The following is a 15,410-nucleotide window of genomic DNA, read 5'->3' as shown; positions in this document are numbered from 1 at the left end:
GGCCGTACGGGGCGCCGCCGGCGTAGGTTTTCTCGCCCCCGCCGCCCCTACCCGTCCCATCCCCCAGGGGCGCTGCCCCTTCGACCCGGTCTCCCGGGGGGGGGGGGGGGGGGGGGGCCCCCCCCCCCCCCCCCCCCCCCCCCCCCGGCCCCCCCCCCCCGGCCCCCGCCCCCCCCCCCCCACCCCCCCACCCCCCCCCCCCCCCCCCCCCCCCCCCCCCCCCCCCGCGACCGAAGAAAAAGGTCTCCGCTCGGATGAACGTGTTCCTGTGGATTCTGCAGGGCGTCCTCGCCGCGTTGTTCGCGGCCGCCGGCGTCACCAAGTCCACCCAGCCCCGCGAAAAGCTCATGTCCCAGCTGCCGTGGGTCAGTGACGTCTCGACACCCGTGGTACGTCTCATCGGCGTCGCCGAACTCGCCGGCGCACTCGGGCTGATCCTGCCGGGTGCGTTCGACATCGCCACCGTGCTCACCCCGCTGGCCGCCACCGGCCTGGCCGTGATCATGGTCCTGGCCATGGGCCTCCACGCCCGCCGCAAGGAGCCGCAGGCCATCGGGTTCAACGCGATCCTGCTCATCGTCGCCGCGGTCATCATGTGGGGCCGGTTCGGGCCCTACTCCTTCTGAACCCACGCTGACGAAGTCGGCGAAGTGGGAGACCGTCACGGTCACGTCGACGCGTTCCTGGGCGGTTCCCGCCACGTCCAGGCTCGCGCCGATCCGGGTCCTGGCCTCGCTGAGCAGAGCCATGCGCTCGCGGCTGTGGTGCTGCTCAGAGTAGTCGTTGCCCACCAGGCCCCACCGCGTGCACCCGGCCGTGCGCGTCCTTGAGGGGGAAGACGTCCACGGTCCAGGCATGTGCCCTGGGTTCACGCGGGAGTGCGACGAAGACCTCGGTGTATTCCGGCTCTCCGGTCTCGCCGACCCTGAGGATCCTGCGCTCCACCTCCTCGAACGCGGAGCCCGGGAGGAATTCGGTCAGACGTCGGCCGCGGACTTCACTCTGGGCGAGGTCCACCGTCCGTCGTGCGGCCTCGTTGGACCACAGCAGTCGCCCCTCACGGTCGTAGATCGACAGAGCCGGGGATTGCTGCTCCAGCATCCACCACATGAGGTCCTGCAGCTTCCCTGTGCCTGGTGACGGAATGGTCGTCACGAGGAAGTTCTGCTGCTGCGTGGCGCCGAGCAACGGGCTCAGGTGGACCTGCGTGTCCAGCAGGCTGCCGTCGCGATGCCGCAGCGTCGTACCGTCCGCGGAGAGCAGGTAGTCAAGAGGCCGGCCGATGATCTCCACAGGGGTGTATCCGAGAAGTTCCTGGGCTTCCCGACTCCAGTAGGCCACGCGTGTGTCCCCGTCCGTCACCGCGAGGGTCACGGACTCGACGGTGTGGGCCTTGTCCAGTCGCCGTGCGCGTCGGCCGGGCGGCCCGTCGGTGCGAGGCATGGCGCAAGAGGTCCTTCTGCCTTGTGCCGGGGCACTGTCCACGATCGTACGGCCGACGGCGGAGGGCAAGATGAGTCGAGGGCTGTCGGCCGGGCGTTTCAGCCGTGGGGTTCCATCCCGCGCAGAAACGTGTCGACGACGAGCGTGGCCAGTGCGTCCGCGTTCTGCCGGACCTGGTCCGGGTCCAGATCCGCGCCGCCTCCGTGCAGGGCCTCGTCGACGAGGGCGTAGTAGACCCGCCTCGCCCACATGAGGTCCGTGTCCGGGGCGAGGAGCCCTTTGCGCTGGGCCCGAGCGAAAAAGTCGAGGGCGCCGGCGTTGGTGTCGGACCAGATCACCGCCGTGAGGGGGGGTGTCGGCGAGGGGGTGACCGAGGGTGAACCGCCAGACGCTCTTGGTCCGCAGTACGTGCGCCGTGACACGGTGCAGTGCCACGAGCGGTGGGGCAGTGGGTGCCCGGCAGCGGCTGTGACGCGAGCGGCGGGATCTCCCGCGGCAGTGCGGTACTGGGGGCGAGCGAGCACTGCATCGCGACGCATCCTTCGGACATGGCGGTGGCGCTGGTGCTGCTCGACGCGGTCGTCGAGGTGGAGAGCGTGCACGGTGTCCGGCGCATCCCGGTCGCCGAGTTCTGACCTGCGGTGTACCAAAGTGCCAACTATCTCTCTGATTCCGTGCTTCCAGTACCAGAAGCCAGTTGGCATCAGCGCAGGTCACGAACGCCCTCTGGTTGGTCACAAGAAGGCTAACGCCGCACCCTCGGCATCCCCAGACCGATCCACGAGATGATCTCCCGCTGGATCTCGTTGTTGCCGCCGCCGAAGGTGAAGATGACGGCCGAGCGGTAGCCGCGCTCCAGCTCGCCGTGGAGCACGGCCCCCGCCGAGCCCTCCTTCAGTGCGCCCGGTGCGGCGACGATCTCCATCAGCCAGGCGTAGGCGTCGCGGCGCGCCTCGGAGCCGTAGACCTTGACGGCGGAGGCGTCCTGCGGGGTGAGCGTGCCCTCCTGTACGGCGCTGACCATCCGCCAGTTGAGAAGCTTGAGGGCGTCGAGCCTGGTGTGGGTCTGGGCGAGGCGGCGGCGCACCCAGGGCAGGTCGATCACTCGGCGGCCGTCGGCGAGTTTGGTCTCCATGGCCCAGCGCTGGACGTCGTGCAGGGCACGGATGGCCATGGTGCCGTGGGCGGCGAGGGTGACGCGCTCGTGGTTGAGCTGGTTGGTGATCAGGCGCCAGCCCTGGTTCTCGGCGCCGACCCGGCGGGAGACGGGGACGCGGATGTTCTCGTAGTAGCTGGCCGTGGTGTCGTGCGAGGCGAGGGTGTTGATGAGGGTGCAGGAGTAGCCGGGCTCGGTGGTCGGGACGAGGAGCATGGTGATGCCCTTGTGCGGCGGGGCGTCCGGGTCGGTGCGGACGGCCAGCCAGACCCAGTCGGCCGTGTCGCCGTTGGTGGTCCAGATCTTCTGGCCGTTGACGATGTACTCGTCGCCGTCCCGTACGGCGCGGGTCCGGAGCGAGGCCAAGTCCGTTCCGGCGTCGGGCTCGCTGTAGCCGATCGCGAAGTCGATCTCGCCGGAGAGGATCTTCGGCAGGAAGTACGCCTTCTGCTCGTCCGTGCCGTACTGCATGATCGTCGGGCCGACGGTGTTCAGGGCCATCAGGGGCAGCGGTACGCCGGCCTGGGCGGCCTCGTCGAAGAAGATGAACTGTTCCATCGCGGTCAGGCCGCGTCCGCCGTACTCCTTGGGCCAGCCCACGCCGAGCCAGCCGTCCGTGCCGAGCCGCCGGATGGTCTTGCGGTAGTAGCGCTTCTGGGCCGCCGGGTCGGTGAAGCGGGTCTGTGCGGGGTCCGGCACCAGCTCGGCGAAGTAGTCGCGCAGTTCGCTGCGCAGCCGCTGCTGCTCGGGCGTGTATTCGAGGTGCACGGCGCCTCCAGGCTCCCCAAGGCCGGTCCTGACGGCGCACACCGTAGAACGTGTTCCAGAAATTGGGAATGGCGAGGAGCGGGCGGATCCGGCAACGGAGCGGGCGCCGACCCGGCGCGCGCCGCTCAGTCGAGCGTGGCGATGAAATCCGTGCAGGCCTGTGCGCACTCCCGGCAGGCCTTCGCGGTGTCCTCGGCGCCCGGGTACCGGTCGAAGAGGTGCGCGCATTCCAGGCACACCGTCCGGGTCCACTCCAGCTGGACGCGGAGGGCGGCCTCGGCGCCCTCGTCGGCGCACTCCTCGGAGAGCACCCGGCAGGTCGCGTCGCACACCTCGGCGCACAGGATGCCCTTGCGGCGCACAAGCTCCTGATCCTCGGCCCCGTCCGGATCCACCAGGCTCGCGCGCAGCGCACAGGCTCGAGCGCACTCGGTGCAGGCCTGCGCGGCGGCGAAACGGTCCTCCAGGAACTGGACGAGCTGCTGCTGGGACGTTGTCTGTGTCACACCGGTCGGGTAGCCGGAGCGGGTGCGCCCAAACCCGGCGTTCGCGAGGCTTCCGGGCGGGTCAGCGGGCCTCGGGGGCGGGCGGGCACGCCAGGTGATCGGGTTCACGCGGGGCGGCAGGGGTACTCGCGGCCCCATGGACATCGCATGGACGAACATCGCCGCGGAAGGTGCGCTCGGCATCGGACTGGTCATCGCCGGTCTGGTCGTCGTGGCGCTGCTCATCGGCGCCTTCGTGCTGGGCGCCCGGATCAGGCGCCGGGAACCGCCGCCGCCACGCCCCGAGGAGCAGCCCCATCTGCCCGAGGAGGGCCCGGTCCACGAGGTCCGGGAGCACCGGGAGCCGGACGAGGTGCCCAGAAGCGACCACCGGCTGACCCCGCACGAGCTGCCCGCCCACGGCAACGTCCCCTCGCGTACCAGCCCCTCGCAGAAACGGCGCCGCTGGGCCGAAGGCGGCAGCGGTTCGTTCGGCAGCGGGGGTCCGGGCAATACCTGACGCACGACCTGACGCCTGACCGGTCCGGGCAAACCAACGAGTGATCGTACGTGACTGTCCGTTTCCGGGCGCGGCACCGGGGGCACTCGTGATCCGTGCTGTGGAGGAGGAGCAGGGCCCGTGCCGACGCGCGAGCCCGGCATGCCGCTCAGCGCACCGCCGACTACGTCGACGCGCGACTGCCGCTCTCCGAGGGCGGCGGTCTGCTGCGCAAGGCCTTTCCCGACCACTGGTCCTTCCTGCTGGGCGAGATCGCCCTCTACAGCTTCGTCGTCCTGCTGCTGACCGGCGTATGGCTGACGCTGTTCTTCCACCCGTCGATGACGGAGGTCGTCTACCACGGCTCGTACGTGCCGCTCGCGGGGACGCGCATGTCGTCCGCCTACGAATCCACGCTGGACATCAGCTTCGACGTGCGCGGCGGTCTGCTGATCCGTCAGCTGCACCACTGGGCGGCCCTGGTGTTCCTCGCCGCGATCGGGCTGCATCTGCTGCGGGTCTTCTTCACGGGCGCGTTCCGCCGGCCCCGCGAGGTCAACTGGCTGATCGGCGTGACCCTGTTCATGCTGGCGCTGGCCGAGGGCTTCGCCGGTTACTCGCTGCCGGACGACCTGCTGTCGGGGACGGGCCTGCGGATCGCCCAGGGCATCATGCTGTCGATCCCGGTGGTGGGAACGTATGTGAGCATGTTCGCGTTCGGCGGCGAGTTCCCGGGCGAGGAACTGATCCCGCGGCTGTACGCGCTGCACATCCTGCTGCTCCCCGGACTGCTGCTCGCGCTCATCACGGTGCACCTGATCCTGGTCTTCTACCTCAAGCACACGCACTGGTCGGGCCGCGGCCGCACCCAGCGCAACGCGGTCGGCAAGCCCATGTTCCCGCAGTTCACAGCGGCTTCGAGCGGTCTGTTCCTCATGGTCTTCGGGGTGCTGACGCTGCTCTCGGGGGTCGGGCAGGTCAACCCGATCTGGGCGTACGGCCCCTATCGCGCGGACGTCGTGTCGACGGGTTCGCAGCCGGACTGGTACGTGGGTTTCCTGGAGGGCTCGCTGCGACTGGTGCCACCGTGGGAGACGGTGGTGGCCGGCCACACGGTGATGTGGAACGTGTTGTTGCCCGCGGTCGTGCTGCCGGGCCTCCTGTTCGCGGTGCTGTACGCGTACCCGTTCGTCGAGCGGTGGGCGACCGGTGACCGCGGGGAGCACCATCTGTGCGACCGGCCCCGCGACAGGCCCGTGCGCACGGGGCTCGGTGTCGCGGCGCTCAGCTGCTACGCCGTCCTTCTGGCGGCGGGCGGCAACGACGTCATCGCGCACGCCTTCCGGCTCTCCGTGAACGCGCTGACCTGGGTGTTCCGGATCGCCTTCGTGCTGCTGCCGCCGCTCGCGTTCATGGTGACCAAGCGCTTCTGTGTGGCGCTGCAGGAGGCGGACCGGGAGCGGCTGATCCAGGGCGAGGAGACCGGCGAGGTGCGGCAGACGATCGCGGGCGGCTACGAGGAGGGCCACGAGCCGCTGGACGAGGAGCGGCGGTATGTGCTGAGGAGCTATGGCTACGGCGTCGAGGACGAACGGGAATCGTCGGCGGACGAGCTGGAGCGCTGAGTGTCTCGGCCCACGTACTGGAACACCATGCCGAATACGCCGTGCCCTAGCACGCCGACACCCAGCAGGAACAGCCACAGGCCGTAGACGACGCCGAGCGCCGCCAGGACGGAGCCCAGTGCCGTGGTGATGGGCCAGGGGCTGTGCGGTGCGAAGAAGTGGAGCGGGCCTGCGGTGTCGATGACCTCGGCGTCCGGGCGGTCCTGTGCCCTCAGGCCCCGCCTGCGGTACTGCATGTGCAGGAAGAACGCGACGAGGGCGGCCATCAGGAAGGCGATGGTGAGGACGGCGGTGCCGGCGGGTTCCTTGGAGCGCCAGCCGTAGCCGACCGCGGTGACGAGGAAGAACCCCGCCACGCCGATGAACAGACGGGCCTCGGTCTTCACTGCTCATGCCTTTGGTCGAGGCGGGCGAGGTCGGGGTGGTGCAGGTCGAACGCCGGGGACTCGGAGCGGATCCGGGGCAGTGCCGTGAAGTTGTGGCGCGGGGGCGGGCAGGACGTGGCCCATTCGAGGGAGCGGCCGTATCCCCAGGGGTCGTTCCGGGCCACGGGTGTCGCGTAGTGGGCGGTGCGCCAGACGTTGTAGAGGAACGGCAGCGTGGACAGGCCGAGGAGGAACGCGCCGATCGAGCTGACCGTGTTGAGCAGCGTGAAGCCGTCCGCGCTCAGGTAGTCGGCGTAGCGGCGGGGCATGCCCTGTTCGCCGAGCCAGTGCTGGACCAGGAAGGTGGTCTGGAAGCCGACGAAGAGGGTCCAGAAGTGGATCTTGCCGAGGCGTTCGTCGAGCATCTTTCCGGTGAACTTCGGCCACCAGAAGTAGAAGCCGCCGAACATCGCGAAGACGACCGTGCCGAACAGCACGTAGTGCAGATGGGCGACGATGAAGTACGAGTCGGTGAGGTGGAAGTCGAGCGGCGGGGAGGCGATGATGACGCCGCTCATCCCGCCGAGCAGGAACGTCACCAGGAAGCCGCAGGCCCACAGCATGGGTGTCTCGAAGGACAGGGAGCCGTGCCGCATGGTGCCGATCCAGTTGAAGAACTTCACCCCGGTCGGCACCGCGATGAGGAAGGACATCAGGGAGAAGAACGGCAGCAGTACGGCCCCGGTGGCGAACATGTGGTGGGCCCACACCACCGCGGACAACATGGTGATGGCGATGGTGGCGCCGATGAGGCCGACGTAGCCGAAGAGCGGCTTGCGGCTGAACACCGGGATGATCTCGGAGATGATCCCGAAGAACGGCAGCGCGACGATGTACACCTCGGGGTGGCCGAAGAACCAGAACAGGTGCTGCCACAGCAGTGAGCCGCCGTTCGCCGCGTCGTAGATGTGCGCCCCGAACTTGCGGTCCGCCTCCAGGGCGAACAGGGCGGCCGTGAGGACGGGGAACGCGGGGAGGATCAGGATCGAGGTGAACAGCACGTTCCAGGTGAACAGCGGCATCCGGAACATGGTCAGGCCGGGGGCGCGCAGGCACAGGATCGTGGTGATGAAGTTGACCGCGCCGAGCGTGGTGGACACCCCGGTGACGACCAGGCCCATGGTCCACAGGTCACCGCCGGAGCCGGGGCTGCGCACCGCGTTGTTGAGGGGCGCGTAGGCGAACCAGCCGAAGCTCGCTGCTCCCCCGGGCACGACGAAGCCCGCCACGACCATCAGGCCGCCGCCCAGGTACAGCCAGTACGACAGGGCGTTCAGCCTCGGGAACGCCACGTCCGGGGAGCCGATCTGCAGCGGCATGATCGCGTTGGCGAAGCCGGCGAACAGCGGGGTCGCGAAGAGCAGCATCATGACCGTGCCGTGCACCGTGAACAGCTGGTTGTACTGGTCGTTGCTGAACAACTGGAGCCCGGGGCGGGCGAGTTCGGCCCGCATCAGCAGCGCGAGGACGCCGCCGAGCAGGAAGAAGCCGAAGGCGGTCGTCATGTAGAGGTTGCCGATCACCTTGTGGTCGGTCGTCGTCGCCCACCGCAGCAACGCCCGGCCGAGTCTCCCGCGCCGCCGGGGCGGCGTCGCGCGCGCCGGCTCGGTCCTGCTGTCCACCGCCATGCGCCGCTGGGTACCCGGGCGGCGGCGGTGTCAGTCCTGCGCACCGGGGCATTCACCCGTGCGCCTCACCCGGCATGGCCGGTCCGGGGTGCGCGGCTCGTCATCGGTCAGTACGGTGCTGTTCTGGTGTTCGAGCAGGCAGCGGGAGGCGGCATGTCCGGGGACAAGGCGAAGAAGCTGCCGCGCAAGTCGTACGAGAAGGAACTGCTGCGTCTGCAGACGGAGTTGGTGAAGCTGCAGGAGTGGGTGCGGGCGGAGGGCGCCCGGCTGGTCGTCGTCTTCGAGGGGCGGGACGCGGCGGGCAAGGGCGGCACCATCAAGCGGGTCACCGAGCACCTCAACCCGCGTGTGGCGCGCATCGCCGCCCTGCCCAAGCCGACCGAGCGCGAGCGCACCCAGTGGTACTTCCAGCGGTACATCGAGCATCTGCCGGCCGCCGGGGAGATCGTGCTGTTCGACCGCAGCTGGTACAACCGGGCCGGCGTCGAGCACGTCATGGGCTTCTGCACCAAGGAGGAGTACCAGCTCTTCCTGCGGCAGTGCCCCCTGTTCGAACGGATGCTGGTGGAGGACGGGATCCTGCTGCGCAAGTACTGGTTCTCGGTGAGCGACGAGGAACAGCAGGACCGCTTCCGGCGCCGTCTGCACGATCCACTGCGGCGCTGGAAGCTGTCCCCGATGGACATGGAGTCGATCACCCGCTGGGAGGAGTACTCCCGGGCCAAGGACGAGATGATGGTGCACACCGACATCACCGAGGCGCCCTGGTACGTCGTCGAGAGCGACGACAAGCGCCGGGCCCGGCTGAACATGATCGCCCATCTGCTGGACTCCGTGCCGTACCAGGACGTGCGCCCTCCAGTTCCGGACCTGCCGGAACGGCCGGATTCGACCGGCTATCAGCGGCCGCCGCGCGATCTGCAGAATTACGTCCCGGACCACGCGGCGACCCTCTGAGCCGGACGCGCCGGACGCTCGCCCCCGTCACTCCTCGCCGGACCGCACGACGGCGACCGGGCAGTGCGCGTGGTGGAGCACGGCCTGACTGACCGAGCCCAGGAGCAGCCCGGCGAATCCGCCCCGGCCGCGTGCCCCGACCACGACGAACCCGGCCTCGGCGCTGGCCTCGATGAGGGTGTGGCGGATCCGGCCGCGCACCAGCCTGCGGTCCACGGCGACGTCGGGGTACCTCTCGCGCAGCCCGCCCAGCGCCTCGGCGAGCACGCGCTCCTCCTCGTCGTGCAGCCGCTCCTCGTCGTACGTGACGAAGGGCGGGTCGGCGGGAGCGTCGTAGGCGCGTTCGGTGCGGGTGCTCCAGGCGTGCAGCGCCCTCACGTCCGTGCCGTGCAGGGAGGCCAGGGCGAAGGCGAACTCGACCGCTCCCCGGGCCGCGGGCGAGCCGTCGACGGCGAGGAGGACGGGCCCCTCCGCGTTCGGCCTGCCGCGCACCACCAGCACCGGGCAGGTGGCGTGGGCGGCCAGATGACCCGCGGTGGAGCCGAGCAGCAGGGCACCGAAGCGGCTGTGGCCCCGGCTCCCGACCACGGCCAGACACGCGGTGCGCGACTCGATCTCCAGCACCGTCACCGGTTCGCCTACGACGACGTCCCGCATGATGTCGACGCCGGGCGCCGTCTCGTGCGCGCGCCGCTCGGCCTTGGTGAGCGTGCCGTCGATCAGCTCGCGCAGCCCGGCGCCGCTCGGATCCCACGGCCGCCCGCCGGCCGATATGTGGGCGCCCGGCCAGCCGAAGGCGTGCACCAGCCGCAGCCCCACGCCCCGCAGCCCGGCCTCGCGCGCCGCGATCTCCACGGCCGCCATGCTCGACGGCGAGCCGTCCACCCCTACGACAACAGGGCCGTACATCGCGCTCCCCTTTCCGCGCGGGAACCGCGGGTTCCGCGCAGGATCCGCTCTCCTCCCAGCCTCTCCCCGCCGGCCGCGTCCCGCACAGGGCCGCGTCACTCCGGAAGGACCAGTCGTCCCGTCTCCCCCGGCTGCAGGGTGACCTCGCGGCCCGGCAGCCGTACCTCGATCGGTGAGACGTCGTGCGACGGCACCGCGATCTCCAGCAGTCCGCGTTCCAGTCGCAGCCGTACGCCCCAGTTGCCCTGGTAGCGCAGGGCGAAGCCGTACGAGGACAGCTCGGGCAGCGGCACGGGGTCGAGCCACAGTGCGCCGCCCCGGGTCTCCAGGCCGGTCAGACCGCGCTGGACGAGGTCTAGGGTGCCGGCCATCGCGCCGAGGTGGATGCCCTCGCCGGTGGTGCCGCCCTGTACGTCGGCGATGTCGCCCTGGAGGGCCTCCTGGCAGAACTGCCAGGCCTCACTGCGCCGGCACCGTGCCAGCACCCAGCCGTGGACCAGGCCGCTGAGGGTGGACCCGTGGCTGGTGCGGTGCATGTAGTAGTCGACGGTGCGCCGCCAGGTGTCCTCGTCCAGCCGCACCCCCAAACGGTGGAACAGGCCACCCAGTTCGGCGGGTGAGAAGAGGTAGCCGAGCATCAGGACGTCGGCCTGTTTGGAGGCCTTGTAGCGGTTGACGGTGTCGCCCTCCGCCTCCAGGATCCGGTCCAGCCGCCGGATGTCGCCGTACTTGCCGCGGTAGCCGTTCCAGTCGAGCTCGGCGAGGTCGCCGTAGCCGGCGAACTGGCTGATGACGTCGTCGTGGAAGGGGACGTGGAGGGTGCGCGAGACGTCCTCCCACCGGCCGAGTTCACCGGCGTCCAGGCCGGTGCGCTCGAAGAGCTCGCGACGGCGGGGCTCGGGCAGGATGTTCAGCAGCTCCGTGGTGCGGGTGAGCACCCAGGCGGCCATGACGTTGGTGTACGCGTTGTCGTCGAGGCCGGGGCGCTCGGCGCCCGGGTACGACTCGTGGTACTCGTCGGGGCCGACGACGCCCTTGATGCGGTGGCGTCCCAGGCTGTCGTCGTGGACCGCCTTGTCCGCCCAGAAGCGGGCGATCTGCAACAGCATCTCGGCGCCCTTGGTGTGCAGGAACTCCATGTCGCCACTGGCCTCGCAGTACTGCCACACGTTGTACGCGATCGCCGAGCCGACATGGTGCTGGAGGTGGGAGTGGTCGGGCAGCCAGCGCCCGGAGCGCGGGTTGAGATGCAGCTGCTGGGTCTCCTCACGCCCGTCGCTGCCGCTCTGCCAGGGGTACATCGCACCCCGGTGACCGGCTCGCACGGCACTGGTGCAGGCCTGTTCCAGGCGGCGGTGGCGGTAGCGCAGCAGGGCGCGGGAGACCTCGGGGAAGTGCAGGTTGAGGAAGGGCAGGACGAACAGCTCGTCCCAGAAGACGTGGCCGCGGTAGGCCTCGCCGTGCAGTCCCCGGGCGGGCACGCCTACGTCGAGGTCGGCGGTGTGCGGGGAGAGGGTCTGCAGGACGTGGAAGAGGTGCAGGCGCAGGATGCGGCCCGACTCGCCGGGGACGTCCAGTTCGGCGCGGCGCCAGAGCTGGCCCCAGGCGGTGCGGTGCGACCGGGCCAGGGAGTCGAAGCCGGGGGCGCGGCCCACCCGGTCGACGGCGGCGTGCAGCGGGTCGCTGATGGCGGGGTCGTGGGAGGTGTGCAGGGCGACCGTCTTGTCGACGGTGACGGTGTGGCCGGGCGCCATGTGGAGCGTCAATCGCTGGAGGGCGTACGGCCGTTCGTGTCGGTTGGTGACCGGCGCGTCGGCGGTCAGGCGGGCGGCGATGCCGATCCGGATGTCGGAGGTGCGGGTACGGCAGCGCAGCCAGACCGTGTCCGGGGTGGCGGTGCCGGTGTGAATATGGGTCAGGTGACGGCCGTCGAGGTCCCGGTAGCGCGGCACACCGGAGTTGGTGACCGAGCCGTCCAGGGCGGCCTCCACCTCCAGCGGGCCGGAGAATCCCTCGGCCGTGAACTCGGTGCGCAGGGCGGCCAGATGGGGGTCGGCCATGTGGACGAACCGCTGCTGACGCACCGTCAGCACCCGGTCGTCGCCGAGGTCGTACCGTGTCCGGCGCTCCAGCATCCCCACGGACAGGTGCAGCACCTGCCGGTGGTCGAGCACGGTCACGGTGTCGGGGACGATCCAGTGCCCGCCGGGGAGCCGGAAGCGCAGGGGCAGCCAGTTGGGGACGTTGACCATGTCCTCGTTGCCCACACGGCGGCCCGCGACATTGGAGGTGAGCCGGTTGTAGATGCCGGCCACATAGGTTCCCGGATAGTGGACCTCGTCGGCGGCGCATTCGGGAAGCGCGCCCCGCGTGGCGAAGTAGCCGTTGCCGAGCGTGCACAGCGACTCCCGAAGGCGTTCGTCGGCCGGCTTGTAGCCTTCGTACTCCCAGCTCCAGCCCGCTGCCTCGCCCCCCGAGTTCTGGTCGGTCACTTCGGCGCTCCTCCCACGCAGAGTTCTCCGAGGTCGCGGACGACGAGGTCGGCGCCGCGCCGCAGCAGCCGCGCCCCGGTGTCCGCACCGGCGGCCCGGTCCACACCCACCACGAGGGCGAATCCGCCGCGCCGGCCCGCCTCCACTCCCGCCAGGGCGTCCTCGACGACGGCGGCCCGGTCGGCGGGGACGCCGAGCCGGCGGACCGCCTCCAGGAACAGGTCGGGCTGCGGCTTGCCCGCCAGGCCCAGCCGGGCCGCCTCACCGCCGTCCACGAGGACGTCGAACAGATCGAGCACGCCTGCCCGGCTCAGCAGCTCACCGGCGTGCCGGGACGCGGAGGCCGCGGCACAGGGCACTCCCGCCGCACGCAGCGCCTTCACCAGCCGTACGGTCCCCGGGTAGGCCGCCACGCCCTGCTCGCGAAGCCGCTGTGTGAAGAGGCGCTCCTTGTCCGCGGCGACGGCCCGCACCGTCTCGGCCGACGGCTCGATCCCGCGTGCGGCGAGGAAGGCCTCGGCTCCGTCGAGGCGGGACCTGCCGTCGACGTAGCGCAGGTAGTCGTCCTGTGCGTCGAAGGGGCGACGCCGGTCGGGGTCGCCGGGCGGATGGGAGCGCAGGTAGCCGTCGAAGGCCGCCTTCCAGGCGGCGGCGTGCACCTTGGCCGAGTCGGTGATCACTCCGTCGGTGTCGAAGACGACGGCGCGCACGTCACGCAGGACATCCAGGGGATGCCCCTGTGGGTCGGCACCACGAGACGCGAACCGCACGGCCTGCTCACCTCCACTCGTCTCCAGCGACGCCACTCCACTGGACGGCCCTCCCGCGTCCGGCGGGATCCGCTCATGGGTACCCGCCGGGCCCCGCCTGTCACCACCGGACCCCGGCTCCTCGGGTACCCGTGAGCGGCTCTGGCGCATTCGCCGCGCGCATGGTGTGCTGGAGGTGACGGGAAGGACCCGGAACGACGCGGGGAAGCGGATGACGGCCGCGCACCGCGTAATCAGGATCCGCGAGAAGTGGATAGGGCCCTTCCCGCCCTGCTGTCCCCGTACGCAGAGGGCCGTCGAGGGTGTCAGTCGCCCCGGTACAGCGCCGTGACCAGCTCGATCACCGCCTGCGCGGCGGGCGGCTGGTCGTCGCGCCACCAGGCCAGCCGTACGGCGATCGGTTCGGCGTCCCGTACCGGCCGGTAGGCGATGCCGGGGCGCGGGTACTGGTGGGCGGTGGCCTCGGCGGTCACGCCGATGCGGCGGCCGGTGGAGATCTCCGTGAGCCAGTCGTCGACGTCGTGTGTCTCCTCGGTCGCCGGACGCGCGTCGGGCGGCCACAGGTCGGTGGTCGTGGTGCCGGTGCGGCGGTCGACGAGGAGGGTACGGCCGCTGAGGTCGGCCAGCCGGACCGCGCGGCGCCGGGCCAGCGGGTCGTCGGCGGCCAGAGCGCACAGCCGCCGCTCCAGCCCGATGATCGCGGAGTCGAACCGCCGGTCGTCCACCGGTCGGCGTACGACGGACAGCTCGCAGGCGCCCTCCGCGAGACCGGCGGTTGCCGAGTTGACGCGCACCAGGTGCAGCTCGGTCCCGGGGTGCGCGGCGGCCCAGCGCCGCTGGAAGGCCGGGGTGTGCCGGCCGAGTGCCGCCCAGGCGTAGCCCATCCGCAGCCGGTCGTGCCCGGAGCCGGCCTCCCGGACCAGGTCGTCCACCTCGCCGAGCACCCGCCGGGCGTGTGCCAGGACGCGCAGCCCGGTCCCCGTGGGGCTCATCTCACGAGAGGTCCGCCGCAACAGCCGTACCCCCAGGGCTCGTTCGAGCGAGGCCAGCGAGCGGGAGACGGCTGCCTGGGAGACGCCGAGGGCGAGGGCGGCGTCGGTGAAACTGCCCTCGTCGACGATCGCGACGAGACAGCGCAACTGCCTCAGCTCCACGTCCATGACCCGAGCATCCATGACTCAAGCGTATAGATGCCGACGGTGACGCATTTTGCGCAAAGATCGGACAGCCGCACGATCGGCTCATGCACACCCGCCCCGCACCCGCGCCGGCCCAGGCCGTCCCGGCAACCCAGGTGGCCCCGGCAGCTCCGGTGGCTCCGCTCGACGAGCCCCCCAAGCACACCGGCGGCCGTCTCGCAGGCGTGGTCACGATGATCGGCAGCGGTCTGTCCAACCAGACCGGCGCCGCGATCGGTTCCCTCGCCTTCCCCGTCCTCGGCGCCGTCGGCGTCGTCGCCGTACGCCAGTACGTCGCGGCCCTGGTGCTGCTGGCCGTCGGCAGGCCGAGGCCGCGTTCCTTCACCTGGCGCCAGTGGTGGCCGGTGATCCTGCTGGCCTTGGTGTTCGGCACCATGAACCTCTCGCTGTACTCCGCGATCGACCGCGTCGGCCTGGGCCTGGCGGTGACCCTGGAGTTCCTCGGCCCGCTCACCCTCGCCCTGGCCGCCTCGCGCCGCCGCGTGGACGTCTGCTGCGGGGTGATCGCCGCGGCCGGCGTCGTCATCCTGATGCGCCCGCAGCCATCGGCCGACTACCTCGGGATGGCCCTGGGCCTGCTGGCCGCCGGCTGCTGGGCGTCGTACATCCTGCTCAACCGCACGGTGGGCCGACGCGTCCCCGGAGCGCAGGGTGCGGCCGCCGCGGCCGGCCTGTCCGCGGTGATGTTCCTGCCGATCGGCGTCATCGTCGCCGTACGGAATCCGCCGACCGCCGGCGCCGTCGCCTGCGCGGTCGCGGCCGGTGTCCTCTCCTCGGCCGTGCCCTACCTCGCGGACCTGTTCACCCTGCGGCACGTACCGCCTCGGGCCTTCGGCCTGTTCATGAGCGTCAACCCGGTCCTGGCGGCCCTGGTCGGCTGGGCCGGCCTGGGTCAGGGGCTGGGTGGGCCGGAGTGGGCAGGCATCGGCGCCATCGTCGCCGCCAACTCGTTGAGCATCCTGACCTCGCGGAACTGACACGCAGCCAGATGAGCCATGGCGGTCGGCGAGAAAAGGGCTTGCAGGCACGCCGACCCCCGGCCTACGGTGCTGCG

15 protein-coding genes and 1 pseudogene are annotated in these 15,410 nt (G+C 70.9%); 6 read left to right on the top strand and 10 right to left on the bottom strand.

Annotated elements, in window-relative coordinates:
* Positions 1 to 254 precede the first annotated feature (254 nt).
* Positions 255 to 626 carry a DoxX family protein gene (locus ACIREI_RS03435; protein WP_362944965.1) on the top strand — a complete coding sequence of 124 codons (372 nt, stop codon included), beginning with the start codon at positions 255 to 257 and terminating at the stop codon, positions 624 to 626.
* 145 nt (positions 627 to 771) lie between these two features.
* On the opposite strand, the gene ACIREI_RS03430 is transcribed toward ACIREI_RS03435, so the two are convergent.
* Together ACIREI_RS03430 and ACIREI_RS03425 are read right to left on the bottom strand one after the other, a co-directional pair.
* Positions 772 to 1,443 (bottom strand): PAS domain-containing protein, encoded by a 672-nt coding sequence (locus ACIREI_RS03430; protein WP_403326831.1) that lies wholly within the window; start codon positions 1,441 to 1,443, stop codon positions 772 to 774.
* Positions 1,444 to 1,541: 98 nt separating this feature from the next.
* Complete coding sequence (locus tag ACIREI_RS03425) at positions 1,542 to 1,781, bottom strand: hypothetical protein (protein WP_403326830.1); 240 nt, start codon at positions 1,779 to 1,781, stop codon at positions 1,542 to 1,544.
* A gap of 117 nt (positions 1,782 to 1,898) precedes the next feature.
* Between ACIREI_RS03425 and ACIREI_RS03420 the strand changes: the two are divergent.
* Positions 1,899 to 2,075 (top strand): annotated as a pseudogene (locus ACIREI_RS03420) (FAD binding domain-containing protein); the annotation flags it as partial.
* Between the two features lie 113 nt (positions 2,076 to 2,188).
* Here ACIREI_RS03420 and ACIREI_RS03415 read toward each other — a convergent pair.
* Both ACIREI_RS03415 and ACIREI_RS03410 read right to left on the bottom strand, forming a co-directional pair.
* Positions 2,189 to 3,367 (bottom strand): acyl-CoA dehydrogenase family protein, encoded by a 1,179-nt coding sequence (locus tag ACIREI_RS03415; protein WP_403326829.1) that lies wholly within the window; start codon positions 3,365 to 3,367, stop codon positions 2,189 to 2,191.
* A 125-nt stretch (positions 3,368 to 3,492) separates the two neighbouring features.
* A complete protein-coding gene (locus ACIREI_RS03410; RefSeq protein ID WP_403326828.1) occupies positions 3,493 to 3,873 on the bottom strand; it encodes a ferredoxin in 381 nt (126 codons plus the stop codon).
* Positions 3,874 to 4,009: 136 nt separating this feature from the next.
* Here ACIREI_RS03410 and ACIREI_RS03405 point away from each other — a divergent pair, with 136 nt between their 5' ends.
* Positions 4,010 to 4,372, top strand: coding sequence for a DUF6479 family protein (locus tag ACIREI_RS03405; protein ID WP_403326826.1), 363 nt, complete (start codon positions 4,010 to 4,012; stop codon positions 4,370 to 4,372).
* Between the two features lie 95 nt (positions 4,373 to 4,467).
* Positions 4,468 to 5,976 (top strand): cytochrome bc complex cytochrome b subunit, encoded by a 1,509-nt coding sequence (locus ACIREI_RS03400; RefSeq protein ID WP_403326825.1) that lies wholly within the window; start codon positions 4,468 to 4,470, stop codon positions 5,974 to 5,976.
* Here ACIREI_RS03400 and ACIREI_RS03395 read toward each other — a convergent pair.
* Together ACIREI_RS03395 and ctaD are read right to left on the bottom strand one after the other, a co-directional pair.
* Entirely contained in the window at positions 5,925 to 6,362 is a 438-nt protein-coding gene (locus ACIREI_RS03395; protein ID WP_403326823.1) for a cytochrome c oxidase subunit 4, read from the bottom strand. The genes ACIREI_RS03400 and ACIREI_RS03395 overlap by 52 nt on opposite strands.
* Positions 6,359 to 8,029, bottom strand: coding sequence for a cytochrome c oxidase subunit I (ctaD, locus tag ACIREI_RS03390; RefSeq protein WP_403326821.1), 1,671 nt, complete (start codon positions 8,027 to 8,029; stop codon positions 6,359 to 6,361). Before ctaD ends, ACIREI_RS03395 begins: the two co-directional genes overlap by 4 nt.
* Positions 8,030 to 8,182: 153 nt before the next feature.
* On the opposite strand from ctaD, the gene ppk2 reads away from it, so the two are divergent.
* The gene (gene ppk2, locus ACIREI_RS03385; protein WP_403326901.1) at positions 8,183 to 8,986 is read left to right on the top strand and encodes a polyphosphate kinase 2; all 804 of its coding nucleotides are present in this window, start codon (positions 8,183 to 8,185) and stop codon (positions 8,984 to 8,986) included.
* A 27-nt stretch (positions 8,987 to 9,013) separates the two neighbouring features.
* Here the strand turns inward: ppk2 and ACIREI_RS03380 are convergent, their stop codons facing one another.
* The 4 genes from ACIREI_RS03380 to ACIREI_RS03365 form a co-directional block, all read right to left on the bottom strand.
* Positions 9,014 to 9,895: a universal stress protein gene (locus ACIREI_RS03380; RefSeq protein WP_403326819.1), complete on the bottom strand. Its 882-nt coding sequence runs from the start codon at positions 9,893 to 9,895 to the stop codon at positions 9,014 to 9,016.
* Positions 9,896 to 9,990: 95 nt separating this feature from the next.
* Complete coding sequence (locus ACIREI_RS03375; RefSeq protein ID WP_403326817.1) at positions 9,991 to 12,387, bottom strand: glycoside hydrolase family 65 protein; 2,397 nt, start codon at positions 12,385 to 12,387, stop codon at positions 9,991 to 9,993.
* Entirely contained in the window at positions 12,384 to 13,157 is a 774-nt protein-coding gene (locus tag ACIREI_RS03370) for an HAD family hydrolase (RefSeq protein ID WP_403326815.1), read from the bottom strand. The genes ACIREI_RS03375 and ACIREI_RS03370 overlap by 4 nt, the downstream gene beginning before the upstream one ends.
* A gap of 305 nt (positions 13,158 to 13,462) precedes the next feature.
* A complete protein-coding gene (locus tag ACIREI_RS03365; RefSeq protein ID WP_403326899.1) occupies positions 13,463 to 14,317 on the bottom strand; it encodes a LysR family transcriptional regulator in 855 nt (284 codons plus the stop codon).
* Between the two features lie 83 nt (positions 14,318 to 14,400).
* Here ACIREI_RS03365 and ACIREI_RS03360 point away from each other — a divergent pair, with 83 nt between their 5' ends.
* Positions 14,401 to 15,333: an EamA family transporter gene (locus ACIREI_RS03360; protein WP_403326813.1), complete on the top strand. Its 933-nt coding sequence runs from the start codon at positions 14,401 to 14,403 to the stop codon at positions 15,331 to 15,333.
* Positions 15,334 to 15,410: the final 77 nt, after the last annotated feature.

Origin of the sequence: Streptomyces sp. NPDC093591, from assembly GCF_044764885.1 — a bacterium.
Lineage (GTDB): Bacteria > Actinomycetota > Actinomycetes > Streptomycetales > Streptomycetaceae > Streptomyces.
Note: the sequence above shows the minus strand (reverse complement) of the source record. Positions and strands in the feature narration are given on the sequence as shown.